Below are 24,379 nucleotides of genomic sequence, written 5' to 3'. Positions count from 1 at the left end.
ATTGCTGAGCCTGGACCAACATCTTCAGTGCGAGCGTGAAAGCATTAGTCGCTATCCGCGCAACTCTGACGGTGCGATCGAATGGGCTGCGGTGACTGATGATTTGATACTCTGCTCGGTTGATTCGGATTCCGTCGAGCTAAGCACTGTCATCCAGCGGTTCACCCCAAAAGCCAGTAGTCTCATCTTCTTCTGGGAGAGTCTGGCAGTCCCCAGCGTGAAGATGGAGATCGAATCCGCTACCCCTCGCCTGCTGGACATCACAGAATCTGTGCCGGAATTCTGGATCTATTCCCCCAGGGACCAGACTGTGGTGGAGATTTCTTTCTCCGGTGGAGTGACCGCGGCCCGTGTTCCTGTGGCAGCGGATGATCAGATTCCTCTGTAACGCCACTTGACGGCAACGTCAGCGGAGCGCTGGGGGTGGCGGCTCTTTGGAACCGCCACCCTCAGCCAGTGCGTCACCCCCCTGTCAGGCCTGTGGATAAGTCTCACTGGTTCAGACCACTGGCGCGCCTGTGGACAAGTCGGCGCGGCCCGCCACCAGCCAGGTGGACGGCAGCTCGATGCGGGTGCCGTCGGGGGTGAACTCGGTGGTGGACAGGGGGATTTCCCCGCTGGCGAGGATGGCCAGGCCCGCCGCGTGGACGTGGTCGAGGAGTTCCGCGTCGGCGACCTCGGCGGGGGTGAGCCCATGGGCGAAGATCGGCGCCAGCTTGGGCGGCGGGCCGTCCGCGCTCCGGGCCAGGCCGGCCAGCACCGGCCCCGCGGCCTCGGCCAGTTCGACGAGGAAGGCCCGGCCGCGCTCGCCGACGAGCGTCGCGAGGGACTCGGTCAGGGGCCCGCGGTCGGCGGGCTCGCACTGGTGAAGGACGCCCCGCACGTACACGTTCACGTCGCCGAGTTCCGCGTGCAGTTGCTCGGCCGTGCTCTTCTCCGCCGCGTCGAGCTGGCGGTACTCGGCCTGTCCCGCGGGGTCCGCGCGCCGGGCGTGTTCGATCGCGGCGGCCGACAGGTCGAGGCCGAGGACGCGCGGGAAGCGGTCGGCGAGGAAGCGGGTCTGGGTGCCGTTGCCGCAGCCGACGTCGACGACCGGCAGTCCTGGCGCGGCCAGGTGTGGCTCGAACAGAGCCAGGTGGAGGCCCACGGTCAGGGCGGGTTCCGCGTCCCAGAAGACGGCACCCTCGTCCTCGGGTGCCTCGCTCCAGAAGCCCTCCCACGCCTCCCGGTACCGACTCGTGACGCTCATGCCCAGCTCCCCAGGGTGTGACCGGTGTGACCGGTGCCGCCGAAAGCGACGACAAGATCGGTCTACCGCTCAGGGGGGCGCTCGACAAGCCACACGCGCGCACCTTCACGGCGCTTTCGATACGTGTTCCCCGGGCGTGTGCCCGCGTACCGGCGCGAGTGACGGGGCACGGCACGCGCCGCGCGCCCGGATGGATCTACCGGCGCGACGACTCCAGTTCGAACCACACCGTCTTGCCCTTGCTCCCGCTGCTCGTGCCCCACTCCTTGGCGAGCCGCGTCACGATGCGCAGACCGCGCCCGAACTCGTCGCCCGGCCCGGCGTTCAGGAGCGTCGGCAGCGTCGGGTCCTCGTCGTCGACCTCGCACAGGACCCGGCCGGAGCGGACCAGGCGCAGTCCGACGCGGCCCCCGCGCGTGTGCCGTACGGAGTTGGTGACGAGCTCGCTGACCAGCAGGGTCGCGGTGTCCTCCAGGTCGTCGAGGCCCCAGGCGCGCAGTTGGCGGCGCACGAGCTCGCGGGCCCTGCTGACCTCGGAGGGGTCCGCCGCGAGCCGCCAGTGTCCGACGTCCTCGGAGGCGACGCCGTTCAGCCGGGCCATCAGCAGGGCCACGTCGTCCTTGCGCCCGCCCCGGGTGTTGAGCGCGCGGATGATCGTGTCGCAGGCCGCGTCCATGGACGCGGCGGGGTGGGCCGCGGACTCGACGAGCGTGGCGAGGCCGACGCCGATGTCCTCGCCGCGCACCTCGACGAGCCCGTCGGTGCACATCAGCAGCCGGTCACCGGGCGCGACCCGGACCCGGACGGACTCGAAGGGCACGCCGCCGACCCCTATGGGCGCCCCGGTCGGCAGGTCGAGGAGCTCGCTGCGGCCGGAACGGGCGCGGACCAGGACGGGCGGGATGTGGCCCGCGTTCGCCAGGTGCAGATCGCCCGCGATGGGGTCGTACACCGCGTACAGGCACGTCGCCAGGTAGTGCTCGCCGAGCCGCTGTGCCAGGTCGTCGAGGTTCCGCAGGAGCTGGGCGGGCGGCAGGTCGAGCGCGGCCATGGTCTGCACGGCGGTGCGCAACTGGCCCATCATCGCCGCCGAGTTCAAGCCGTGCCCCATGACGTCGCCGACGACGAGCGCCGTTCTCGCGCCGGGCAGCTTCACGGAGTCGAACCAGTCGCCGCCGACCCGGCCGAGCAGGGTGCCCGGGAGATAGCGGGTGGCGATGTCGCAGCCGGACATCCGGGACTCTATGTGCGGCAGCATGCTGTCCTGGAGGGTGTCGGCGACCGACTCCTGGTACGTGTACATGCGCGCGTTGTCCAGTACGAGGCCCGCGCGGGCCGCCAGTTCGGCTCCGGTCACGCGGTCCATGTCGTTGAAGACGGGACGCTCCCGGTGCCGCAGCAGGATCATGAAGCCGAGCACCACGTTGCGTGCCTTCAGGGGCACGACCAGCATCGAGCGGTGGTTGATGAGCGGGCGGATGTCGCGCTTCTCGAACTGCGAGGCGATGGCGTTGCCCATCTCCTCGGTGATGCGCGGGACGAGGACCGGATCGCCCGACGTCATGCACTGGAAGAACGGCGTGTGCGAGGGGAACGGCATGGACTCGCCGACGGGCACGACGTCGTCCCAGCGCCCCGGTTCGTCGGTGTGCTCCACGGCGACGCGGTGCCACAGCGTGGTCTCGTCCGGCACGCCTTCGGGGAAGCCCTCGCCCGCGACGACCTGCTCGCGCAGATACGTGCCCGCGACGTCGGTGAAGCGCGGCACGACCGCCTTGCTGACCTCCTGGATGGTGCGGGCCAGGTCGAGCGAGGAGCCGATGCGGGCGCTCACCTCGTTCAGGAACTCCAGGTGCTCGCGGACCGCCGCGTACTCCAGGTCGTCGGCGTCCTCGGCGCTCTCCGGGCCCGGCGCGAGCCCGGCGGCGGCCGCCTCGGCCGCACGCCGCTTGCGCGCCTGGCGCTCGGCCCGGCGCGGCACGCCCCAGTCGGGCGTGACGGGCACCCGGTCGTGCTGGCTGAACTCAAGCACCGGATAGCCCAGTTCCAGGATCTGCGACACGATGCGGGCGCTCTCGGCCACGCTCATGCTGGGCAGGATGTCCGGGAGCCGCCCCGCGAGGTCGTCCGCCCCGGGGAAGTCGGTGTGCAGCGCGAACCCCGGGGCTATGCGCTCCACGTGGGCGGGGTCCACGTCGTCGCCCCGGGCCAGGCGGGCCGCGTCCGCGGCGAGCACGAGCATCCGCTCCGGGCCGGGGCCGACCAGCGGATAGGCCCACCACAGCACGTCGACGCGCTCGCCGTGCCCGCCGCCGCTCGCCGACGGCGTCAGCCGGGCCCGGCCCGCGGCCGGGTAGGAGATGTGGCCGTCCAGGGAGTTGCCCAGATCGGGCCCCAGGGCGTCGTACGTGCCGTAGCGCGTCCCGTCCTGCGGCGGCAGCGCGCCGGAGACGGGCAGCAGGTCGCCCGCCGGACGGCCCACCGCGTCGTCCCTGACGTAGCCGAACAGACGGCGTGCGCCGGCGCTCCAGTGGGAGACGAGGCCGTCGCCGTCGATGACGACAACGGCCAAGGGGATGCGGCCGGACGCGGCGCTGTGCGCCACGGGCCCGCCGTCCGGGGTCCCACGCTCCATGGCCAAGGCTCCTTCCCACGGCACGGCAAGATCTGCACCGCCCCTCAACCACCGTACGGCCGGGACGGGTTGCCACGCGCTGCCTTGCGCGAATTGGCCGCGTGGGGAGCAATACTGTCCGGTCCTTCCGGTCCGCGGGACCGCACGTTCCGGTCGGCCCACCGGACCCGGTCGGTCCGGTCAGTCTTCGTGGCCCAGCTGCAGGTCCCGCTCCGTCCGGCCGCCACCGGCGACCTGGAGGACCGTGGCGACCGGCGGGTAGCCCGCCGCGATCACCGTGTACTCGCCGGACGACAGGTCGATGAAGCGGAACGTGCCGTCCACGCCCGTGGTGAGCGTGTCGACGACGTTGCCCGCGGCGTCCAGGAGCGTCACGCGCGCGTCCTCGACGGGCCGCCCGCCGGTGGCGCGCACGGTGCCGCGCAGCACGGCGCCGCCGGCGAGCTCGATGTCCTGGCGGGTCTCCCGGGAGGCCTGCACGCTGACCGGCAGGGCCGCGGGGCGGAACGCGGGGGCGCTCGCGGCGAGGGTGTACTCACCGGCCACCAGCTCCGTGATCACATAGCCGCCCTCGCGTCCGCTGCGGGCCGTGGCGACGACGTCGCCGCGGACGTCGGTGAGGGTCACGGCGGCGTCCCGTACGGGCGTGCCGTCGGCGGTGCGCACGGTCCCGGCGAGCCGCCCGGCGCCGCCGAGTACGACGTCGAGCTCCACGGGGCGCTCGCCGACGGTGACGGTGACGGCCTGCGGCTGGTGCCCGCCCGCCGCCGCGATCAGCACGAACGATCCGGACCCGGGGGTGGCGAGCGCGTACCGCCCGTCGTCGCCGCTCGCGCCCCGGCCGATCTGCTGGCCCGCGACGTCGATGAGCGTCAGGGCGGCGCGGGGCACGACGGTGCCGTCGGGGTGCTGCACGGTGCCGCAGACGGGCACACCGGCGACGTACGGGGAGCGGGCCTCGGGGATGACCGGAGGCTCGGCGAGGGAGGCGTGGGTGGACGCGGCACTGGACAACAGGGGTGTCTCCTTGAGGAAGAAGGCGAACAGCAGGCCGAGGACGAGCACCGGCACCAGGTAGAGGAAGATCCGGGGCATCGCGTCGGCGTACGCCTGGATGTAGCCCTCGCGCAGGTGGGCGGGCATCACGTGGACGACCTGCGGGGTGATCGATTCGGGATCCGGCAGGCCGGCGGTGTCGGGCAGCCGGCCGGCCAGCGCGTCGGTGAGCCGGTTCGCGAAGAGCGTGCCGAACACGGCGGCGCCGACGCTGCCGCCGATCTGCCGGAAGTAGTTGTTGGCGCTGGTGGCGGTGCCGAGGTCGGCGGGCGGCACGGCGTTCTGCACGGCGAGCACCAGGACGGGCATGACGAGGCCGACGCCGGCGCCGAGGACGGCCATCCAGACGCTGTAGTGCAGCCGGGGCGTGTCGGCCTCCAGGCGCGAGAGCAGATACATGCCGATCACCGACAGGACGCCGCCGAGGACGGGGTAGATCCGGTAGCGCCCGGTGTGGCTGATGAGCTGACCCGCGACGACCGAGGCGCCGACGAGGCCGCCCATCATCGGCAGCATGAGGAGGCCGGACTCCGTGGCGCTCGCACCGTCGACCATCTGAAGGTACGTGGGCAGATAACTGGCCGCCCCGAAGAGGGCGATTCCCACGACGAGCCCTACTAGACCCGTGATGTTGAAGACGGAATCACGGAACAGGCGCAGCGGGATGATCGGTTCTGCCGCGAACCGTTCGACGACCAGGAAGAGCACGCTCGCCACGACCGCTCCGGCCGCGAGCCCCAGGATGACGCGCGAGCCCCACGCGTACTCGGTGCCGCCCCAACTCGTCAGGAGCACCAGGCAGGTGGAGGCCGCCGTGAGCAGCAGCGCGCCGAGCACGTCGAGGCGTCCCCGGGCCGCGGGCTTGGGCAGCTTGAGCACGAGCGTGACGACGGCCAGGGTGACCAGGCCGAACGGCACGTTGAAGTAGAAGCACCAGCGCCAGGAGACGTGGTCGGTGAAGAACCCGCCGAGCAGCGGACCGGCTACGGACGCGAGGCCGAACGCGGCCCCGATCACGCCCATGTAGCGGCCCCGCGCGCGTGGGGGCACGATGTCCGCCATGATCGCCTGGACGCCGATCATCAGGCCGCCCGCGCCGACGCCCTGGAGGGCCCGGAAGGCGATGAGCTGGTCCATGGTCCGCGACCAGCCCGCGAGCGCGGAGCCGAGCACGAAGACGACGATCGCGAACTGGAAGACGCCCTTGCGCCCGAAGAGGTCGCCGAGCTTTCCGTAGATGGGCAGGCCCACGGTGGACGTGAGCAGATACGCGGTGATCGCCCACGACATCCGGTCCAGGCCGTGCAGCTCGCCGACGATCTTCGGCAGCGCGGTGGCCACGATCATCTGTTCCAGGGCGGCGAGCAGCAGGGCCAGCATGAGGGCGAAGAACACCATGCGCACCCGGCCGGGGCTCAACTCCCGCGGCGTCGGCCCCCGGTCCTCCGGGGGTGGCGGTTCCTGCGCCGCGTCGGCCGCCGGGGCCCGGGTGGCCGCCCTTTCGTCGTGCTCCGCGCTCATCGCCAGCGTCGTCCCGCCCACCTGGTGCTCCCCTCGTCACGCCTGCGCCGCCCATTTCTCGCATTACGCGACAACTGCGAGCAAGCGCGACGAGTCCCCCCGAGAGGTGCACCGGCGCACGTAAGCGCCGGTAGGAGCCCTACGGCGCACCACCGGCCCGCGCCGGAAACCACTCGAAACGGTGAGCGTGGGAACAACCCTGATGGCTTAAACGGGAGTTGGGGCCGGTGCGACACGGCTCCGTGTCGCACCGGCCCCAACTCCCGTGCCGGGTGCGGCGATTTCTCGCCGCCGTTCCTCAACCCCGGCCGCGCGGCCCCGACTGCCCGTCGGCGCCCCGGCCGGTCTCGGCTCCGGCTACTTCTCCACCTCGGCGGCGAGCTTGTCGAGGACGGCGTCGTAGATGCGGGCGAGGCCCTTGGGGGCGAAGGTCTTCTCGAAGAAGCCGCCGATGCCGCCCGCGCCGTTCCACACCGTGGAGACGGCCACGCGCGCCTTGCCCTCACCCGCGGGGGTCACGCGCCAGGTGGTGACCATGGACGAGTTGCGGTCCTTCTCGACCAGCTCGCCGTCGGTGGGCTCGCTCACCTCGAGCAGGCAGTCGCGGACCCGCTTGCTGGTGGCCTGGAGCTTCCAGTGGACGAGGGTGCCCTCGCCGTCGCCGCCCTCGCGCACCTCGTACTCGCTGAAGTGCTCGGACAGGACCTTCGCGCGCGTGCCGCTGTAGTCGGCGAGCGCATCGAAGACGTCCTCCGGCCGCGCCGTGATGATCCGCTCCGTGGTCGCCTCGACCTGCGCCATGGCACTTCCTCCAGTTGGTGTCTCAAAGGTTCGACCGTCACCCAACCACCCCGTGCGGCGGCGCCCCAAATCGGGTCCCCCTCAGGTCGGGGATGACGTCCGCACGATCAAGGGAACATGTGTTCTATTCTGTGGCCAGTGCTACCGAGGAGGCGTCATGCGCTGGGAGAGCCTGTCCGACGGGCCGCGCCGGGGCACCGCGGACGCCGCGCTGTTCGGCGCGGACGCGGTGACCACCCGGACCTTCGACACGCCCGAGTTCCGTGGGATCACCTTCCACGAGGTCCGGGCCAGAACGATCGTGAACCGCGTGCCCGGGGCCTCCCGCATGCCCTTCGAGTGGACGGTCAACCCCTACCGGGGCTGCACGCACGCGTGCGTGTACTGCTTCGCGCGCAAGACGCACAGCTATCTGGACCTCGACACCGGGCTCGGCTTCGACAGCCAGATCGTCGTGAAGGTGAACGCGCCCGACCTGCTCCGCCGCGAGCTGGCCTCGCCCCGCTGGCACGGCGACCACATCGCGATGGGCACGAACGTGGACTGCTACCAGCGCGCGGAGGGCCGCTACCGCCTGATGCCGGGCATCATCGAGGCCCTGCGCGCGCACGCGAACCCGTTCTCGATCCTCACCAAGGGCACGCTGATCCTGCGCGACCTGGACCTGCTGCGGCAGGCCGCCGCCGTCACCGACGTCGGCATCTCGGTGTCCGTCGGCTTCCTCGACGAGACCCTGTGGCGCACCGTCGAGCCGGGCACGCCCGCACCCGGGCGCCGCCTGGAGGTCGTACGCACGCTCACCGAGCACGGCATCGGCTGCGGCGTCCTGATGGCGCCGGTGATTCCCTTCCTGGGCGACCACCCGGACCAGCTGCGCGCCACGGTGCGGGCGGTCGCCGAGGCCGGGGCCACGTCGGTGACCCCGCTCGTCCTGCATCTGCGCCCCGGCGCGCGCGAGTGGTTCATGGAGTGGCTGGGACACCACCACCCGCATCTGGTGCGGCGCTACGAGCGCCTGTACGCGGAGGGTGCCTACGCGCCCAAGTGGTACCAGCGCCGCGTCACCCGCCAGGTGCACGAGCTGGCCGAGGAGTTCGGCATCGGCCCCACGCGCGCGGGTGCCGCGCGCCGCATCCGCGTACCCCGGGAGGCACCCCAGGAGACCGCGTCCGCACCAGAGGCCACGCAGCTCACGCTGCTCTGACCGAAGGGCGGCGGGCACCCGTTCAGACCATGCTCCTTTCAGGTCATTTCTTGTCAGAACGCCCTCTTCCGGGCAGGGATTCCGGGACCATGCGGCGGGGGTCGTGGGCCGCACGGCCCCGAACCCTCCGTCCCGGGAGGCTCGATGAGAAGAAGCGCCGTCTCGCTGTGCGGTGTCGCCGCTCTGATGGCCGGTCTCGTCGCGGCGGTGCCCGCCGCCGCGGGCGCCGACTCACGGACCGCGCCGCGCACCCCCCACCCGCCGAAGACCCTCGTGTGGAAGAAGTGCGCGACCCCCGACCACCCACGCCTGCAGTGCGCGTCCCTGAAGGTGCCGCTCGACCACGACCACCGGCACGGGCAGCAGATCACGCTCGCCCTCTCGCGCGTGCGGCACACCGCCACGACGTACCAGGGGCCCCTCCTGGTCAACCCCGGCGGCCCCGGCGGCAGCGGCCTGACGATGGCCGGATCCGTCGCGGCGGCCCTGCCGAAGAAGGTGGCCGCGCAGTACGACGTCATCGGCTTCGACCCGCGCGGCGTCGGCCGCAGCACCCCGGCCCTCACCTGCCGCCCCGGGCACGCCGCCCCGGTCCGGCCCGACTCGGTGCCGGCGACGCCCGCCCTGGAGAGCGCGAACCTGCGCCGGGTCCAGGCCTTCGCCAAGGCGTGCGCGAAGAAGTACGCGGCCGTGCTGCCGTACATCGACACGGTCAGCGCGGCCAAGGACATCGACGCGATCCGGGCGGCCCTCGGCGCCCGGAAGATCTCCTACTTCGGGTACTCGTACGGCACCTACCTGGGTGCCGTGTACGCGCGGCTGTTCCCCCACCGCGTGCGCCGCATGGTGCTCGACTCCGTGGTCGACCCGACGGCCGTCTGGTACGAGGCCAACCTCGGCCAGGACTTCGCGTTCGACGCCCGCCACAAGGCGTTCCTCGCCTGGGTGGCCAAGCACCACACGACGTACAAGCTCGGCAAGGACCCGGACAAGGTCGAGGCCAAGTGGTACGCCATGCGCGCCGCCGTCGCCAAGAGGGCCGCGGGCAGGAAGGTCGGCGCCGCCGAGCTGGAGGACACCTATCTGCCGGGCGGCTACTACAACGGCTACTGGCCGCTGCTCGCCGAGGCGTTCGCGGCCTACGCGAACCACCGGCGGACCGGGCCGCTCGTGAAGGCGTACGAGAGCCTGGGCGCCGTGGACGCGGCGGGCGACAACGGCTTCTCGGTGTACGCGGCCGTGCAGTGCCGGGACGCGGCGTGGCCGCGCGACTGGGACCGGTGGCGCGCGGACAACTGGGCGGTGTACGCGAAGGCGCCCTTCATGACCTGGAACAACGCCTGGTACAACGCGCCGTGCGCGTTCTGGCCGACCCCCGGCCTGCGCCCGACGGACGTCCGCAACTCCGCGCTGCCGCCGGTGCTCCTCTTCCAGGCGACGGACGACGCGGCGACCCCGTACGAGGGCGCGATCACGATGCACCGCAAGCTGCGCGGCTCGCGCCTCGTGGTGGAGTGGGGCGGCGGCAACCACGGCGTCACCCTGAGCGGGAACGCCTGCCTGGACCGGTACTTGGCGAAGTACCTCGACAAGGGCCAGGTGCCGAGCAGCGGCGGCGAGGTCGACGCGGTGTGCAAGGCGCTGCCGGACCCGAAGCCGCGGCGGGCCCCGGCGCGCGGCACGGCGGCGCGGAGCGCCGAACTGCACGGGCTGCTCGGCTTCCGCAACTGATCCCGCGCCCGGCGGGCCCGCGGAACCGGGCCCGCCGGTGGGGTCCGTGCGACGGCGCCGCGGGCGTTGTCAGACCCATGGTCCACCATGGGGATCATGAGCCGACTGACGCACATCCACGCCCCTGACGGAGTCGCACCCGCCACGGCGTACACCCACGTCGTGACGGGCACCGGCCGTCTGGTCGCCGTCTCCGGCCAGCTCGCCCTGGACGAGCGGGGCGAGCTGGTGGGCGCGGGCGACGCCGCGGCCCAGGCCATGCGGGTCTTCGAGAATCTGCGCCGCTGTCTGGCGGCCGCGGGCGCCACCTTCGACGACGTGATCAAGCTGACGTACTTCGTCACGGACATGGCCCACATGTCCGCGGTGCGCGCCGCGCGGGACGCGCACCTCGATCCGGCGCGCCTTCCGGCGTCCTCGGCCATGCAGGTCGCGGCGCTGATCTCGCCCGAGTTCCTGATGGAGATAGAAGCCCTGGCGGTCGTGCCGGACGAGGACGAGGCCGCCACGGGCGCGTAGCGCCCGCGGACCGGGAGCGCCTCGCCACCGGCCCCGCGCCTCCGCGCCCCGGTCTACCGGAGCCAGCCCATTCCGCGGGTGCCCGCCCGGTCCGCCGGAGTCCGCCCGGTCCGCCGGAGTCCGTACGTGCGCCCCCCCTGGTGCCCGACGGCTCACGCCGATACCCGCGCCAGGGCCGCCGACGCGGCCGCCGCGAGGCGCGGGTGGGCAACGGCGGCCGTGAGCACCGGGATCGCCCGGGCGTCCCCCAGCGCGCCCAGACCCTCCACGCAGGCAAGCGCCACCTTGCCGTAGGGGTCGTTGGGCGCGAGGCGGCGGCGCAGCGTGGTGATCAGCGCGGGCGCCGACTCCGGGGCGCGCAGCTCGGTGAGCAGCCGCACGGGGTGCAGGGCGTAGGCCACCCGTAGCTCGTTCGTGGCGAGCGCGGCCGCCGCGCGTGCCGTGCGCGGGTCGCCGAGCCGGGCGAGCGCGTGCGCGGCGGCCGCGCAGCGCGGCGGGTCCCGGTGGTTGAGGAGCAGCACGAGCGACTCGAAGGCGCGCTTGTCGCCCGCGAGGCCGAGCCGCACCGCAGCCAACTCCCGCGCCCACAGGGGCTGTCCCGCCGCCTGGAGCATCCCCGCCAGCTCGTCCGGATCACTGACGGCCAGCAGTCTCTCGTACGCTTTCTGCGCTCCCGACGCGGCCGCCTCGCGTCGTAAGCGATCCGTCACCGTCCGCAACTCCGCATCCATGCGGTGAGCCTAGTCGCGACCGAGGTCACAGGCACCGGGGGCTGGCGCGCTCGTTACTCACCGGTTAATCTCAAGTGAGCGGGGCACACTCCCCGTAGCAGCTCCACGCAGCAGTTCCACGACTCCTGACGGCCTGGTGACGCAGCCGTCGAGAGTGTTGTCGGTTCGGTACGCACGTACCGCAGGACGACGCGGCTCCGGGACCGGGCCCGTCGGCTCCCCTTCTCGCGCAACTCACGCGCGCCGTACACCCCTTCACGCCGCTCGCGTGGCTGTCACGCGCGCGCCGTCGTGTCCGATGCGCCCCTCCGCGCGCCCCGCGCGTGCGCCCTCTCAGTCGTCACTCACTCCTGGAGTCCCCGCATGGACGCTCCCTCCGCCCGTTCGTCCAGTACGTCCAGCGCGCCGCTGCACACCGTCGCCGTCGTCGGCCTCGGCACGATGGGCGCGGGCATCGCCGAAGTCCTCGCCGTCGCGGGCCGCGAGGTCATCGGCATCGACATCAGCGAGCAGGCCGCCGCGCACGCCGTCGCCGCCCTGGAGGCCTCGACGGCGCGCGCCGTGCGCCGCGAGCGGCTCACCGAGGGCGAGCGCGCGGACGCCCTCGCCCGCTTCCGCACCTTCACCGATCTCCAGGCCGCCGCCGACGCGGACCTGGTGATCGAGGTCGCGCCGGAGTCGTACGAGGTCAAGCAGCAGATCTTCCGCGCGCTCGACGGCATCGTGCGCCCGGACGCGATCCTCGCCACCGGCACCAACGCCCTGTCCGTGACGCGGCTCGCGGCCGAGTCGGCCCGCCCCGAGCGGGTGTTGGGCCTGCACTTCTTCAACCCGGCGCCCGCGATGAAGCTCGTCGAGGTCGTCTCGTCCGTCCTGACCGCCCCCGCGGCCGTCGCCACCGTCACCGAACTCGCCGCCGCGCTCGGCAAGGAGCCCGTCGCCGTCGGCGACCGCCCCGGATTCGTCGCCGACGGACTGCTCTTCGGCTACCTCAACCAGGCCGCGGCGATGTACGAGGCGAAGTACGCGAGCCGCGAGGACATCGACGCGGCGATGCGGCTCGGCTGCGGCCTGCCGATGGGGCCGCTCGCGCTGCTCGACCTGATCGGCGTCGACACCGCCCGCACCGTCCTCGACGCCATGTACGCCGAGTCGCGCGACCGGCTGCACGCACCCGCGCCGATCCTCAAGCAGCTCAGCGAGGCGGGCCTGACGGGACGCAAGGCGGGCCGCGGCTTCTACACGTACGCCGAGCCGGACAGCGGCGAGGTGGTGCGGGACGCGCTGACGCCCGTCGAGGGCGCGCGGCAGGTGCGGGGGCGCGAGGTGCGCTCGGTGGGCGTGGCCGGCTCCGGCACGATGGCGTCGGGGATCGCGGAGGTGTTCGCCAAGGCCGGGTACGACGTGGTCCTCGCGGCCCGCAGCGAGGAGAAGGCCGTCGCGGCCAGGACGCGCGTCGCCAAGTCGCTCGCGCGCTCCGTCGACAAGGGCCGGATGACCGCGGAGTCGGCCGCGAAGACGCTGGACCGGATCACGCCGAGCGGCTCGTACGAGGCGTTCGCGGACGTCGATCTGGCCCTGGAAGCCGTCGCGGAGGACCTGGAGGTCAAGCGGCAGCTGTTCGCGACGCTCGACAAGATCTGCAAGCCGGGCGCCGTCCTCGCCACCACCACGTCCTCGCTGCCGGTCGTGGCCTGCGCCCGCGCCACCTCGCGCCCCGGTGACGTCATCGGTCTGCACTTCTTCAACCCGGCGCCCGCGATGAAGCTCGTCGAGGTCGTGCGGACGGTGCTCACCACCGACGAGGTGCACGCGACGGCCCGGGAGCTGTGCGCGACGATCAAGAAGCATCCGGTGGACTGCGGGGACCGGGCCGGGTTCATCGTGAACGCCCTGCTGTTCCCGTACCTCAACAACGCGATCAAGATGGTCCAGGAGCACTACGCGTCCCTCGACGACATCGACGCAGCGATGAAGCTGGGCGGCGGCTACCCCATGGGCCCCTTCGAGCTCCTGGACGTCGTCGGCCTGGACGTGTCGTTGGCCATCGAGAAGGTCCTGCACCGCGAGTTCCGCGAGCCGGGCCTCGCGCCCGCGCCGCTCCTTGAGCATCTGGTGGCCGCGGGCTGCCTCGGCCGCAAGACGGGCCGTGGCTTCCGCGAATATGCCCGGCGCTGACCCGGCCCCGGAAGGACCGTCCGGCGCGCACGGTGTCGTGCGCGCCGGGCGGGCGGACTGGGGAGGGCTGCTCGAACCCTCGGGCGGTCCGCTCCCGCGGGCGCACTCAGCTGCGCACATGCAGTACGTTCGGGTCATGCCCAAGGCCGCCAAGTCCTCACGTACGCCCGCTACGCCCGACGCTCCGGAGAGCGCCGCGGGCAGCCGTGCCGCCGCGCAGCGGCTCAAGATGCGCCGCGAGCTCGCGGCCGCGGCCATGGAGCTGTTCGCGACCAAGGGGTACGAGGCCACGACGGTCGACGAGATCGCGGCCGCGGCCGGGGTGGCCCGGCGGACCTTCTTCCGCCACTTCCGCTCCAAGGAAGAGGCGATCTTCCCCGACCACGACGACACGTTGATCCGTGCGGAGGCCGTGCTCAACGCGGCGCCCGCGCACGAGCATCCGCTCGACACCGTGTGCCGCGGCATCAAGGAAGTCATGAAGATGTACGCGGCCTCGCCCGCCGTCTCCGTGGAGCGCTACCGCCTCACGCGCGAGGTCCCGACGCTGCGGGAGCGCGAGATCGCCTCCGTGGCGCGCTACGAGCGGCTGTTCACGCGCTATCTCCTGGGCCACTTCGACGAGCACGCCCACCACGACGGCAACGACGACCCGCTGCTCGCGGAGGTCGCGGCGTCCGCCGTCGTCACGGCCCACAACCACGTGCTGCGGCGGTGGCTGCGGGCCGGGGGCCAGGGGGACGTGGAGGGCCAGCTCGACCACGCCTTCGGCATCGTGCGGCGGACCTTCGGGACGGGCATCGGAGCCGGGCGCGACGCGGCCCCCTCGGGGGCGCCCGCGACCGTCTCGGACCGGGGTGAGGTCCTGGTGACCGTGGCCCGCACGGACGCTCCCCTCGACGAGATCATGCGCACCATCGAGAAGGCGCTGCGCACGCGCCCCTGACCCGCCCCGCACTCCCGCCCCGCCCGCCCGCTCCCCCTCGGGAGCGGACGGGCGTCTTTCTGCCTGCCCGGCGCACCCCTTCTGACCTGCAATGATCGATCATCGCTCAGATGAACCGGGGCAATGACAACTGAGTGAAATTGTTGGCACTGAGTGTCTTGCCGACTGGCACGCGGTGTCATACGTTGATGTTGTCCGGGCGGCCGGCGCACGGACACCACCCGTACGCCGGCTGTCCCCGCAAGCCTCGGCGAGCGCGCCCGGACGCCTGCGTCACAGGCACCTCCTGCGCCCCACCACGGCGCCGCCGCAGCACCACCTCCGCCGAACCGACGGCACCACCGCTTCGCACCTCCCGACCCCACGGGTCCGAGGCCCCCTCGCACCCGTCGAGCACCGAGCACCCGCACCCCCTCGAAGCACCCGGGCACCACGCCACGCACCACCCCGACGTACCCCTCAGAGCACCCCCCACGGGGTGCCCTTCGCCGGAGGCAACCCATGCAGGAAATCCTGGACGCGATCCAATCGCCGGACACGTCGGCCGCCGACTTCGCCGCGCTGCCGCTGCCCGATTCGTACCGCGCCGTGACCGTGCACAAGGACGAGACCGAGCTCTTCGCGGGGCTCGCCACGCGCGACAAGGACCCGCGCAAGTCGCTGCACCTGGACGAGGTCCCGGTGCCCGAACTCGGCCCGGGCGAGGCCCTGGTGGCGGTGATGGCGTCGAGCGTGAACTACAACTCCGTGTGGACGTCGATCTTCGAGCCCCTGTCGACGTTCGGCTTCCTGGAGCGGTACGGCAAGCTCAGCGACCTGACGAAGCGTCACGACCTGCCGTACCACATCATCGGCTCCGACCTGGCGGGCGTCGTGCTGCGCACCGGGCCAGGCGTCAACGCCTGGCACCCCGGCGACGAGGTCGTCGCGCACTGCCTGTCCGTGGAGCTGGAGTCCAGCGACGGGCACAACGACACGATGCTCGACCCCGAGCAGCGCATCTGGGGCTTCGAGACCAACTTCGGCGGGCTCGCCGAGATCGCCCTGGTGAAGTCCAACCAGCTCATGCCGAAGCCGGACCACCTGAGCTGGGAGGAGGCCGCCGCCCCCGGCCTGGTGAACTCCACCGCGTACCGGCAGCTCGTCTCGCGCAACGGCGCGGGCATGAAGCAGGGCGACAACGTGCTGATCTGGGGCGCGAGCGGCGGACTCGGGTCGTACGCCACGCAGTTCGCGCTCGCGGGCGGCGCCAACCCCATCTGCGTGGTGAGCAGCCCGCAGAAGGCCGACATCTGCCGCTCCATGGGCGCCGAGGCGATCATCGACCGCAGCGCCGAGGGCTACAAGTTCTGGAAGGACGAGCGCACCCAGGACCCCAAGGAGTGGAAGCGCTTCGGCAAGCGCATCCGCGAGTTCACCGGCGGCGAGGACATCGACATCGTCTTCGAGCACCCCGGCCGGGAGACCTTCGGCGCCAGCGTCTTCGTCACCCGCAAGGGCGGCACCATCACCACCTGCGCCTCCACCTCGGGCTACATGCACGAGTACGACAACCGCTACCTGTGGATGTCCCTGAAGCGCATCATCGGCTCGCACTTCGCCAACTACCGCGAGGCGTGGGAGGCCAACCGGCTCATCGCCAAGGGCAAGATCCACCCGACGCTCTCGAAGGTGTACTCCCTGGAGGAGACCGGGCAGGCCGCCTATGACGTGCACCGCAACCTGCACCAGGGCAAGGTCGGCGTCCTCGCGCTCGCGCCCGCCGAGGGCCTCGGCGTGCGCGACCCCGAGAAGCGCGCCCAGCACATCGACGCCATCAACCGCTTCCGGAACGTCTGAGGACGCCGAGGTCATTGAGAACACCGAGGACACCGAGGTTACGCACATGACGGAACGCCAGAAGGACCGGCCCTGGCTCATGCGGACGTACGCCGGGCACTCCACGGCCGAGGCGTCGAACGAGCTCTACCGGCGCAACCTGGCCAAGGGCCAGACGGGCCTCTCGGTCGCGTTCGACCTGCCGACGCAGACCGGCTACGACCCGGACCACATCCTCGCGCGCGGGGAGGTGGGCCGGGTCGGCGTCCCCGTGTCGCACCTCGGGGACATGCGGCGGCTGTTCCAGGACATCCCCCTGGAGCAGATGAACACCTCCATGACGATCAACGCGACCGCCATGTGGCTGCTCGCGCTCTACCAGGTCGTCGCGGAGGAGCAGGGCGTCGACATCACCACGCTCCAGGGGACGACGCAGAACGACATCGTCAAGGAGTACCTGTCGCGCGGCACCCACGTGTTCCCGCCGGGGCCGAGCCTGCGGCTGACCACCGACATGATCACGTACACGGTGGCGCACATCCCCAAGTGGAACCCGATCAACATCTGCAGCTATCACCTGCAGGAGGCCGGGGCCACGCCGGTGCAGGAGGTCGCGTACGCGATGAGCACGGCGATCGCCGTCCTCGACGCCGTGCGCGCCTCCGGTCAGGTGCCGGAGGAGAAGTTCGGTGACGTCGTCGCGCGCATCTCGTTCTTCGTGAACGCGGGCGTGCGGTTCATCGAGGAGATGTGCAAAATGCGCGCGTTCGGCCGCATCTGGGACCAGGTCACGCGCGAGCGCTACGGCGTCACGAACCCCAAGCAGCGGCGCTTCCGCTACGGCGTGCAGGTCAACTCGCTCGGCCTGACCGAGGCCCAGCCGGAGAACAACGTCCAGCGCATCGTCCTGGAGATGCTCGCCGTCACGCTCTCCAAGGACGCACGCGCGCGTGCCGTGCAGCTCCCGGCCTGGAACGAGGCCCTCGGCCTGCCCCGGCCCTGGGACCAGCAGTGGTCGCTGCGCATCCAGCAGGTCCTCGCGCACGAGTCCGACCTCCTGGAGTACGAGGACATCTTCGCGGGCTCGCACGTCGTCGAGGCCAAGGTCGACGCGCTCGTCGAGGCGTCCCTGGCGGAGATGGACCGCATCGAGCAGATGGGCGGCGCGATGGCCGCCGTCGAGTCCGGCTATCTGAAGTCGCAGTTGGTGTCCTCGCACGCGGAGCGGCGCGCGCGGATCGAGGCGGGCGAGGAGAAGATCGTGGGCGTGAACGTCTTCGAGGCGACGGAGCCGAGCCCGCTCACGGCCGACCTGGACACGGCGATCATGACGGTCGACCCGGCGGTCGAGGCACGCGTCGTGACCGCGCTGCGGGACTGGCGCACCACGCGGCAGGAGTCCTCCGACCGGCAGGGCGGCGGCGACCCGTTCCACTTCCCGACCGTCCAGCAGACCGTCGACCGGCTCAAGGAGGTCGCGCAGGGCACCGGCAACCTCATGGAGGCCACCCTGGAGTGCGCCCGCGCCGGTGTCACGACCGGCGAGTGGGCGGGGGCCCTACGGGAGGTCTTCGGCGAGTTCCGGGCGCCCACGGGCGTCTCCGGGGCGCCGCTCGCGGTCACCGCGGAGGCGGGCACGCCGCTCGCCCTGGTCCGCGAGAAGGTCGAGAAGACGGCCGCGGACATGGGCACCGGCAAGCTCCGCTTCCTGGTGGGCAAGCCCGGCCTCGACGGGCACTCCAACGGCGCCGAGCAGATCGCCGTCCGCGCCCGCGACGCCGGGTTCGAGGTCGTCTACCAGGGCATCCGGCTCACCCCCGAGCAGATCGTCGACGCGGCGCTCGCGGAGGACGTGCACGCGGTGGGCCTGTCGATCCTCTCCGGCTCGCACGCGCAGCTCGTGCCGGACGTCCTGACCCGGCTGCGCGCCGCCGGTGCGCACGACATCCCCGTCATCGCCGGCGGCATCATTCCCAGCAGCGACGCCGAGGACCTGAGGGCGGCGGGCGTGGCCGCCGTCTTCACCCCCAAGGACTTCGGCATCACGGAGATCATCGGCCGTATCGTCGACGAGATCCGCACAGCGAACCACCTCGACCCCCTGGAGGTCCCCGCATGACCCGCCCGTCTCCCGCCACCACCCCTCCGACGAGCGGCTCCGCCGCGCCCCTCCCTGATATCAACCGCCTTCGCCCCCGCCGCTCCTGTCTGGCGGTGCCCGGGAGCAACCCCCGCTTCCTGGAGAAGGCCCAGGGCCTCCCCGCCGACCAGGTCTTCCTCGACCTGGAGGACGCCTGCGCGCCGCTCGCCAAGCCGGAGGCACGGCACACGATCGTCAAGTTCCTCAACGAGGGCGACTGGACGGGCAAGACGCGCGTGGTGCGCGTCAACGACTGGACCACGGAGTGGACGTACCGCGACGTCGTGACCGTCGTCGAGGGCGCGGGCCAGAACCTCGACTGCATCATGCTGCCCAAGGTCCAGGACGCCCAGCAGGTCGTGGCCCTCGACCTGCTGCTCACGCAGATCGAGAAGACGATGGGCTTCGAGGTCGGGCGCATCGGCATCGAGGCGCAGATCGAGAACGCGAAGGGGCTGGTCAATGTTGACGAGATCGCGGGCGCCTCGTCACGACTTGAGACGATCATCTTCGGCCCCGCCGACTTCATGGCGTCGATCAACATGAAGTCGCTCGTCGTCGGCATGCAGCCGCCCGGCTACCCGGCGGACGCGTACCACTACATCCTGATGCGCATCCTGATGGCCGCCCGCATGCACGACCTCCAGGCGATCGACGGCCCCTTCCTCCAGATCAAGAACATCGACGGCTACCGCGAGGTCGCCCAGCGCGCCGCGGCCCTCGGCTTCGACGGCAAGTGGGTGCTGCACCCGGGCCAGGTGGAGGCCGCGAACGAGGTGTTCTCGCCGTCCCAGGAGGACTACGACCACGCCGAGCTGATCCTGGACGCGTACGCGTACTACACCTCCGAGGCGGGCGGCAAGAAGGGCTCGGCGATGCTCGGCGACGAGATGATCGACGAGGCGAGCCGGAAGATGGCGCTCGTCATCTCCGGGAAGGGCCGTGCGGCGGGCATGCGGCGCACGTCGGCGTTCGAGGCTCCGGAGGCGTAAGGGACATGCAGTTCGGCCGTACCTACGAAGAGTTCGAAGTCGGCGCCGTCTACAAGCACTGGCCCGGCAAGACGGTCACCGAGTACGACGACCACCTGTTCTGTCTGCTCACCATGAACCACCACCCGTTGCACATGGACAGCAACTACGCGGAGAAGACGACGGACTTCGGGAAGAACGTCGTCGTGGGCAACTACGTCTACTCGCTGCTGCTCGGCATGTCCGTGCCGGACGTGTCGGGCAAGGCGATCGCGAACCTGGAGGTCGAGTCGCTCAAGCACGTGGCGCCGACCTTCCACGGCGACACGATCTACGGCGAGACCACGGTCCTCGACAAGACGCCGTCGAGGTCGAAGTCGGACCGCGGCATCGTCCACGTGGAGACGAGGGGCTACAAGCAGGACGGCACCCTGGTGTGCGTGTTCCGCCGCAAGGTGATGGTGCCGACCGAGACGTACATCAAGGAGCGCGGCGGCGAGCAGCCCGGCCGCCCGGAGCCGAAGAGCCAGGAGAAGTAGCCATGTCCCGACTCGCCCAGACCGCGGGCCTCACGGATGTCCAGCGGGAAATCCTGTCCACCGTCCGTGACTTCGTCGACAAAGAGATCATCCCGGTCGCGACGGACCTCGAGCACCGCGACGAGTATCCGCAGCAGATCGTGGACGGGCTCAAGGAGTTGGGCCTGTTCGGCCTGATGATTCCCGAGGAGTACGGCGGCCTGGGCGAGTCGCTCCTGACGTACGCGCTGTGCGTGGAGGAGATAGCGCGCGGCTGGATGTCGGTGTCCGGCATCATCAACACTCACTTCATCGTGGCGTACATGCTCAAGCAGCACGGCACGCGGGAGCAGAAGGAGTACTTCCTGCCGCGGATGGCGCTCGGCGAGGTCCGCGGGGCGTTCTCCATGTCGGAGCCGGCGCTCGGCTCGGACGTGTCGGCGATCACGTCGAAGGCGGTCAAGGACGGCGACGAGTACGTCCTGAACGGTCAGAAGATGTGGTTGACGAACGGCGGTACGTCAACGCTCGTGGCCGTGCTCGTCAGAAGTGACGAAGGCCACCCCGAGGGGACGGCGCCGCACAAGTCGATGACGACCTTCCTGGTGGAGAAGGAGCCGGGGTTCGGTGAGGTGCGCCCCGGCCTGACGATCCCGGGCAAGATCGACAAGATGGGCTACAAGGGCGTCGATACCACCGAGCTGGTCATGGATGACCTGCGCATTCCAGCCAATCGCGTGCTCGGCGGGACCACCGGCCGAGGGTTTTACCAAATGATGGACGGCGTCGAGGTCGGCCGCGTGAACGTAGCGGCGCGTGGTTGCGGCGTCGCACAGCGTGCCTTCGAGCTCGGTGTCTCCTATGCCCAGCAACGGCACACTTTCGGCAAGCCGATCGCGCAGCACCAGGCAATTCAGTTCAAGCTCGCGGAGATGGCTACCAAGGTCGAGGCCGCCCATGCGATGATGGTAAACGCAGCACGCAAAAAGGACTCCGGGGAGCGAAACGACCTCGAAGCAGGGATGGCGAAGTACCTGGCGTCCGAATACTGCAAGGAAGTCGTGGAGGACGCGTTCCGGATCCACGGCGGTTACGGGTTCTCGAAGGAGTACGAGATCGAGCGCCTGTACCGAGAGGCACCCATGCTGCTGATCGGTGAAGGAACCGCCGAGATCCAGAAAATGATCATTGGCCGACGACTCCTCGAAGAGTATCGACTTCAGGGCTGAATGCCCGGTTTGGGGCGGTTTCTTCGAGATCTAATCGAGAAGAAGATCACACCCAGTCAGCACGCGCGGGCGGCCGACTCGGCTTCCTGGCTTGCCCAGTTGTGGCTCGCAACCGATACGATCCCGGGAAAGCCGCCGTCCCCCCGTATGCAGTGCGGCATCATCCGCTACGAAGGTCATCCATGCCCCACAGCCAAACCTCTGCACCTCGCGACAGCCTGGCTGGCGTACGCCTCGCGCGCGGAGCATCGCCGTGGCTCCTGCCGACCGTCGCCACCGCGGCACTCAGCCTGGCCCGGTCCCGCCGGTCCAAGGGCGCCGCGGCCCTCGCCGTACCGACCACCGCACTCGCCGCGGGCATGCTGTGGTTCTTCCGCGACCCCGAGCGCGAGATCACCCAGGGCAGGGTGATCTCCCCGGCCGACGGCGTCGTGCAGAGCATCATGCCGTGGAAGGACGGGCGCACCCGCGTCGCGATCTTCATGAGCCCGCTCAACGTGCACGTCAACCGCGCGCCCCTGGCCGGCACGGTGACGTCCGTCGAGCACATCCCCGGCGGTTTCGTCCCGGCGTTCAACAAGGAGAGCGAGAACAACGAGCGCGTTGTCTGGCACTTCGACACCGAGCTCGGCGACATCGAGATGATCCAGATCGCGGGCGCGGTGGCCCGGCGCATCGTGCCTTACGTGCCGCAGGGCACGAAGGTGGAGCAGGGCGAGCGGATCGGGCTGATCCGCTTCGGCTCGCGCGTCGACATCTATCTGCCCGAGGGCGTCGAGGTGGATGTCGAGGTCGGTCAGAAGACCGTGGCTGGGGTGACTCGCATTGACCGTGACTGATCCAGAGGCACAGACGGGCGGCTGGGTGCCCGAGGCCGCCGACGCGGTGGACGACGCCGACGAGGACATGCCGCTGTCGCTGCGCCTGTCAATAGCGGACACGCTCACGCTCGGCAACGCCACGTGCGGATTCATGGCGGTCTACTTCACGACCACCGGCATCCTCATCCCGCACCTCACGGGCAGTGACGAGTCGGGCATGGCCCGGCACAGCGCGGCCACGGCCGTGATCCTGATGCTCTGCGCCGCGGTCTTCGACCTGTTCGACGGCCTGGTCGCGCGCAAGCTGCGGTCCTCGCCGATGGGCGCGGAGCTGGACAACCTCTCGGACCTGATCAGCTTCGGGCTCGCGCCCGCGTACTTCGTGCTCGTGTACGGGATGGTCGCCGACGACGCGCACCAGCGGGTCGCGGCGGTGGGCGCGATCGTGGTGCTCCTGGCGGTGGTGCTGCGGCTTGCGAGATTCTCGTGCGTGACGCTCCGTGACGGAGTGTTCCAGGGGATGCCCTCGCCCTTCGGAGCGCTGACCGTCGTCTCGATCGTGCTCCTGGAGCTGCCCTTCGTGGCCACGCTCCTCGCGATCATCGGCACGGCGTGGCTGATGGTCAGCCGCGTCGAATACCCGAAGCCGCGCGGTCCCCTCGCGGTGGCCATGCTGGCGTGGATCGTCTCGGCGATGGGGCTGCTCGCGGCGTGGGCCTTCGACGCGCCGGGCGGGCAGCTGCTGCTGCAGACGGGCTGCGCGCTCCAGCTGGTGCTCGGGGCCGTGATCCCGCTCTTCGCCACGGCTCGCCGGGTGAACAACTTCCGGGACAACCGGCGCGAGGCGCGGGCGGCACAGCTGCCGTAGCCTTCCGCGACCGACCCGAGCCGGGTGGGCCTGAACCTCGTGGTTCGGGCCCATCCGGCTTTTCGCTGCCCGCACGGGCCCGGCCGGGACGCCGGCTCGGGGGCGGTCAGCGCAGATAGTCCCGCGCGATGCCCTCCGCCAGGCGCTCCAGGAGCGGGCCCGCCTCGGCCACGCAGCGGGCGACGTCCGGTTCGATGTCCGTCAGGGCGTACGCGCGGCGGATGCCCGCCGTGCCGAGGGAGGTCGGCGGCAGGGCAAGGCGCCCGCAGACGGCGATGACCTCGACCCCGGCCGCGCGGGCCGCGGCGGCCACCCCGGCGGGCGCCTTGCCGTGGAGGGTCTGCTCGTCGAGGGAGCCCTCGCCGGTGATGACGAGCTGCGCCCCGGCCAGGGCGGGCGCGAAGCCCAGGACGTCCAGCATGACCTCGATGCCGGGCCGGAAGGACGCGCCGAGCCCCACGAGGGCGCCGAAGCCGATGCCGCCCGCGGCCCCCGCGCCGGGCGCCTCGGCGTGCTCCAGGGCCCGCGGCCCCGCGGACCGGGCGAGCGTCCGCGCGAAGTGCGCGAGCGCGGTGTCGAGCGCCGCCACGTCCTCGGGCGACGCCCCCTTCTGCGGGCCGTACACCGCGGGGGCGCCCTTGGGGCCCGTCAGGGGGTTGTCGACGTCGCTGGCGAGGACGATGTCGGTGTCCTTCAGGCGCGGGTCGAGCCCGGACAGATCGGCGGTCTCCAGGTCGCGCAGCGGCCCGCCGCCCGGGGCGACCGGCTGCCCCGCCGCGTCCAGGAACCGGCCGCCGAGCGCGGCCAGCATGCCCGCGCCGCCGTCCGTGGTGGCGCTGCCGCCGACCCCGAAGACGATGCTGCGCGCGCCCGCGTCCAGGGCGGCGAGGATCAGCTCGCCCGTGCCGTACGTCGACGCGGTGAGCGGTGCGAAGACGCCCTTGGGCAGGCGCTGCAGGCCCGACGCCTCGGCCATCTCCACGACCGCCGTGCCGTCGCGCAGCGCGTACGCCGCGGTGACCTCGTCGCCGAGGGGCCCGGTGACCCGCGCCCGGCGGCGCTCGAACCCGGCCGCGACGGCCGCGTCGACCGTGCCGTCGCCGCCGTCCGCCACGGGAAGGGCGCGCACCGACAGGTCCGGCACGACGCGGCGCAGGCCCGCCGTCACGCGCTGCGCGACCTCGACGGCCGTGAGCGACCCCTTGAACTTGTCCGCGGCGATCAGTACGTGTCCGCGGCCGTGACCGCGCCCCGTCTCACGGCCCCCGTCGTGAGCTGTCGTCCCTGCGTCCGCCACCTTGCGTTCCCCTTGCTTCCGGCCTTGCTCGCGGCAAGGCAGTCGCGCCGCTGCGACCATAACCGCAGGAAGGGCCCCCTGCCCATGGTCAGCTGGGCGCAAGGACGGCGCGTCAGCCGGAAAAAGCTGCGCATACCGCTCCATAG

19 protein-coding genes are annotated in these 24,379 nt (G+C 71.4%); 13 read left to right on the top strand and 6 right to left on the bottom strand.

The window, feature by feature from the left end; translation table 11 throughout:
- Window position 1 precedes the first annotated feature (1 nt).
- Window positions 2-388, top strand: coding sequence for a hypothetical protein (locus MQV74_RS32280; RefSeq protein ID WP_242725937.1), 387 nt, complete (start codon window positions 2-4; stop codon window positions 386-388).
- A 111-nt stretch (window positions 389-499) separates the two neighbouring features.
- Here the strand turns inward: MQV74_RS32280 and MQV74_RS32275 are convergent, their stop codons facing one another.
- The 4 genes from MQV74_RS32275 to MQV74_RS32260 all read right to left on the bottom strand — a co-directional run bounded on the left by MQV74_RS32275 (window position 500) and on the right by MQV74_RS32260 (window position 7,262).
- Window positions 500-1,249, bottom strand: coding sequence for a class I SAM-dependent methyltransferase (locus tag MQV74_RS32275; protein ID WP_242725935.1), 750 nt, complete (start codon window positions 1,247-1,249; stop codon window positions 500-502).
- A 196-nt stretch (window positions 1,250-1,445) separates the two neighbouring features.
- Window positions 1,446-3,884 (bottom strand): SpoIIE family protein phosphatase, encoded by a 2,439-nt coding sequence (locus tag MQV74_RS32270; protein ID WP_242725933.1) that lies wholly within the window; start codon window positions 3,882-3,884, stop codon window positions 1,446-1,448.
- Between the two features lie 180 nt (window positions 3,885-4,064).
- Window positions 4,065-6,482, bottom strand: coding sequence for an MFS transporter (locus MQV74_RS32265; RefSeq protein ID WP_374120726.1), 2,418 nt, complete (start codon window positions 6,480-6,482; stop codon window positions 4,065-4,067).
- Between the two features lie 336 nt (window positions 6,483-6,818).
- Window positions 6,819-7,262, bottom strand: coding sequence for an SRPBCC family protein (locus MQV74_RS32260; RefSeq protein ID WP_242725931.1), 444 nt, complete (start codon window positions 7,260-7,262; stop codon window positions 6,819-6,821).
- Window positions 7,263-7,419: 157 nt separating this feature from the next.
- Here MQV74_RS32260 and MQV74_RS32255 point away from each other — a divergent pair, with 157 nt between their 5' ends.
- The 3 genes from MQV74_RS32255 to MQV74_RS32245 all read left to right on the top strand — a co-directional run bounded on the left by MQV74_RS32255 (window position 7,420) and on the right by MQV74_RS32245 (window position 10,716).
- Entirely contained in the window at window positions 7,420-8,466 is a 1,047-nt protein-coding gene (locus MQV74_RS32255) for an Rv2578c family radical SAM protein (RefSeq protein WP_242725929.1), read from the top strand.
- Between the two features lie 144 nt (window positions 8,467-8,610).
- Window positions 8,611-10,197, top strand: coding sequence for an alpha/beta hydrolase (locus MQV74_RS32250; protein WP_242725927.1), 1,587 nt, complete (start codon window positions 8,611-8,613; stop codon window positions 10,195-10,197).
- Window positions 10,198-10,293: 96 nt separating this feature from the next.
- Window positions 10,294-10,716, top strand: a complete 423-nt coding sequence (locus tag MQV74_RS32245; RefSeq protein ID WP_242725925.1) for a RidA family protein — start codon at window positions 10,294-10,296, stop codon at window positions 10,714-10,716.
- Window positions 10,717-10,868: 152 nt separating this feature from the next.
- Here the strand turns inward: MQV74_RS32245 and MQV74_RS32240 are convergent, their stop codons facing one another.
- A complete protein-coding gene (locus MQV74_RS32240) occupies window positions 10,869-11,447 on the bottom strand; it encodes an adenylosuccinate lyase (protein WP_172386247.1) in 579 nt (192 codons plus the stop codon).
- A 363-nt stretch (window positions 11,448-11,810) separates the two neighbouring features.
- Between MQV74_RS32240 and MQV74_RS32235 the strand changes: the two genes are divergently transcribed.
- The 9 genes from MQV74_RS32235 (at window position 11,811) to pssA (ending at window position 22,936) form a co-directional block, all read left to right on the top strand.
- Window positions 11,811-13,625, top strand: a complete 1,815-nt coding sequence (locus tag MQV74_RS32235; protein ID WP_242725923.1) for a 3-hydroxyacyl-CoA dehydrogenase family protein — start codon at window positions 11,811-11,813, stop codon at window positions 13,623-13,625.
- A 136-nt stretch (window positions 13,626-13,761) separates the two neighbouring features.
- Window positions 13,762-14,571, top strand: a complete 810-nt coding sequence (locus MQV74_RS32230; RefSeq protein ID WP_242725921.1) for a TetR family transcriptional regulator — start codon at window positions 13,762-13,764, stop codon at window positions 14,569-14,571.
- A 501-nt stretch (window positions 14,572-15,072) separates the two neighbouring features.
- Complete coding sequence (gene ccrA / locus MQV74_RS32225) at window positions 15,073-16,410, top strand: crotonyl-CoA carboxylase/reductase (RefSeq protein ID WP_242725919.1); 1,338 nt, start codon at window positions 15,073-15,075, stop codon at window positions 16,408-16,410.
- A gap of 46 nt (window positions 16,411-16,456) precedes the next feature.
- The gene (locus MQV74_RS32220) at window positions 16,457-18,508 is read left to right on the top strand and encodes a protein meaA (protein WP_242725917.1); all 2,052 of its coding nucleotides are present in this window, start codon (window positions 16,457-16,459) and stop codon (window positions 18,506-18,508) included.
- Complete coding sequence (locus MQV74_RS32215; protein WP_242725914.1) at window positions 18,505-19,521, top strand: HpcH/HpaI aldolase/citrate lyase family protein; 1,017 nt, start codon at window positions 18,505-18,507, stop codon at window positions 19,519-19,521. The genes MQV74_RS32220 and MQV74_RS32215 overlap by 4 nt, the downstream gene beginning before the upstream one ends.
- 5 nt (window positions 19,522-19,526) lie before the next feature.
- Window positions 19,527-20,039 carry a MaoC family dehydratase gene (locus MQV74_RS32210; protein ID WP_242725912.1) on the top strand — a complete coding sequence of 171 codons (513 nt, stop codon included), beginning with the start codon at window positions 19,527-19,529 and terminating at the stop codon, window positions 20,037-20,039.
- Window positions 20,040-20,041: 2 nt separating this feature from the next.
- On the top strand, window positions 20,042-21,247 hold the full coding sequence (locus MQV74_RS32205; RefSeq protein ID WP_242725910.1) for an acyl-CoA dehydrogenase family protein: 1,206 nt from the start codon (window positions 20,042-20,044) through the stop codon (window positions 21,245-21,247).
- A gap of 182 nt (window positions 21,248-21,429) precedes the next feature.
- Window positions 21,430-22,086: a phosphatidylserine decarboxylase gene (locus MQV74_RS32200; RefSeq protein ID WP_138962569.1), complete on the top strand. Its 657-nt coding sequence runs from the start codon at window positions 21,430-21,432 to the stop codon at window positions 22,084-22,086.
- Window positions 22,073-22,936: a CDP-diacylglycerol--serine O-phosphatidyltransferase gene (pssA, locus tag MQV74_RS32195; protein ID WP_242725908.1), complete on the top strand. Its 864-nt coding sequence runs from the start codon at window positions 22,073-22,075 to the stop codon at window positions 22,934-22,936. The genes MQV74_RS32200 and pssA overlap by 14 nt, the downstream gene beginning before the upstream one ends.
- A gap of 106 nt (window positions 22,937-23,042) precedes the next feature.
- On the opposite strand, the gene MQV74_RS32190 is transcribed toward pssA, so the two are convergent.
- Window positions 23,043-24,161, bottom strand: coding sequence for a glycerate kinase (locus MQV74_RS32190; protein WP_242729267.1), 1,119 nt, complete (start codon window positions 24,159-24,161; stop codon window positions 23,043-23,045).
- Between the last annotated feature and the right edge of the window lie 218 nt (window positions 24,162-24,379).

This window comes from Streptomyces sp. AN091965 (assembly GCF_022698285.1).
GTDB lineage: Bacteria > Actinomycetota > Actinomycetes > Streptomycetales > Streptomycetaceae > Streptomyces.
The sequence above is the reverse complement of the archived record's forward strand: the minus strand, read 5'-3'. Positions and strand labels throughout refer to the sequence as shown.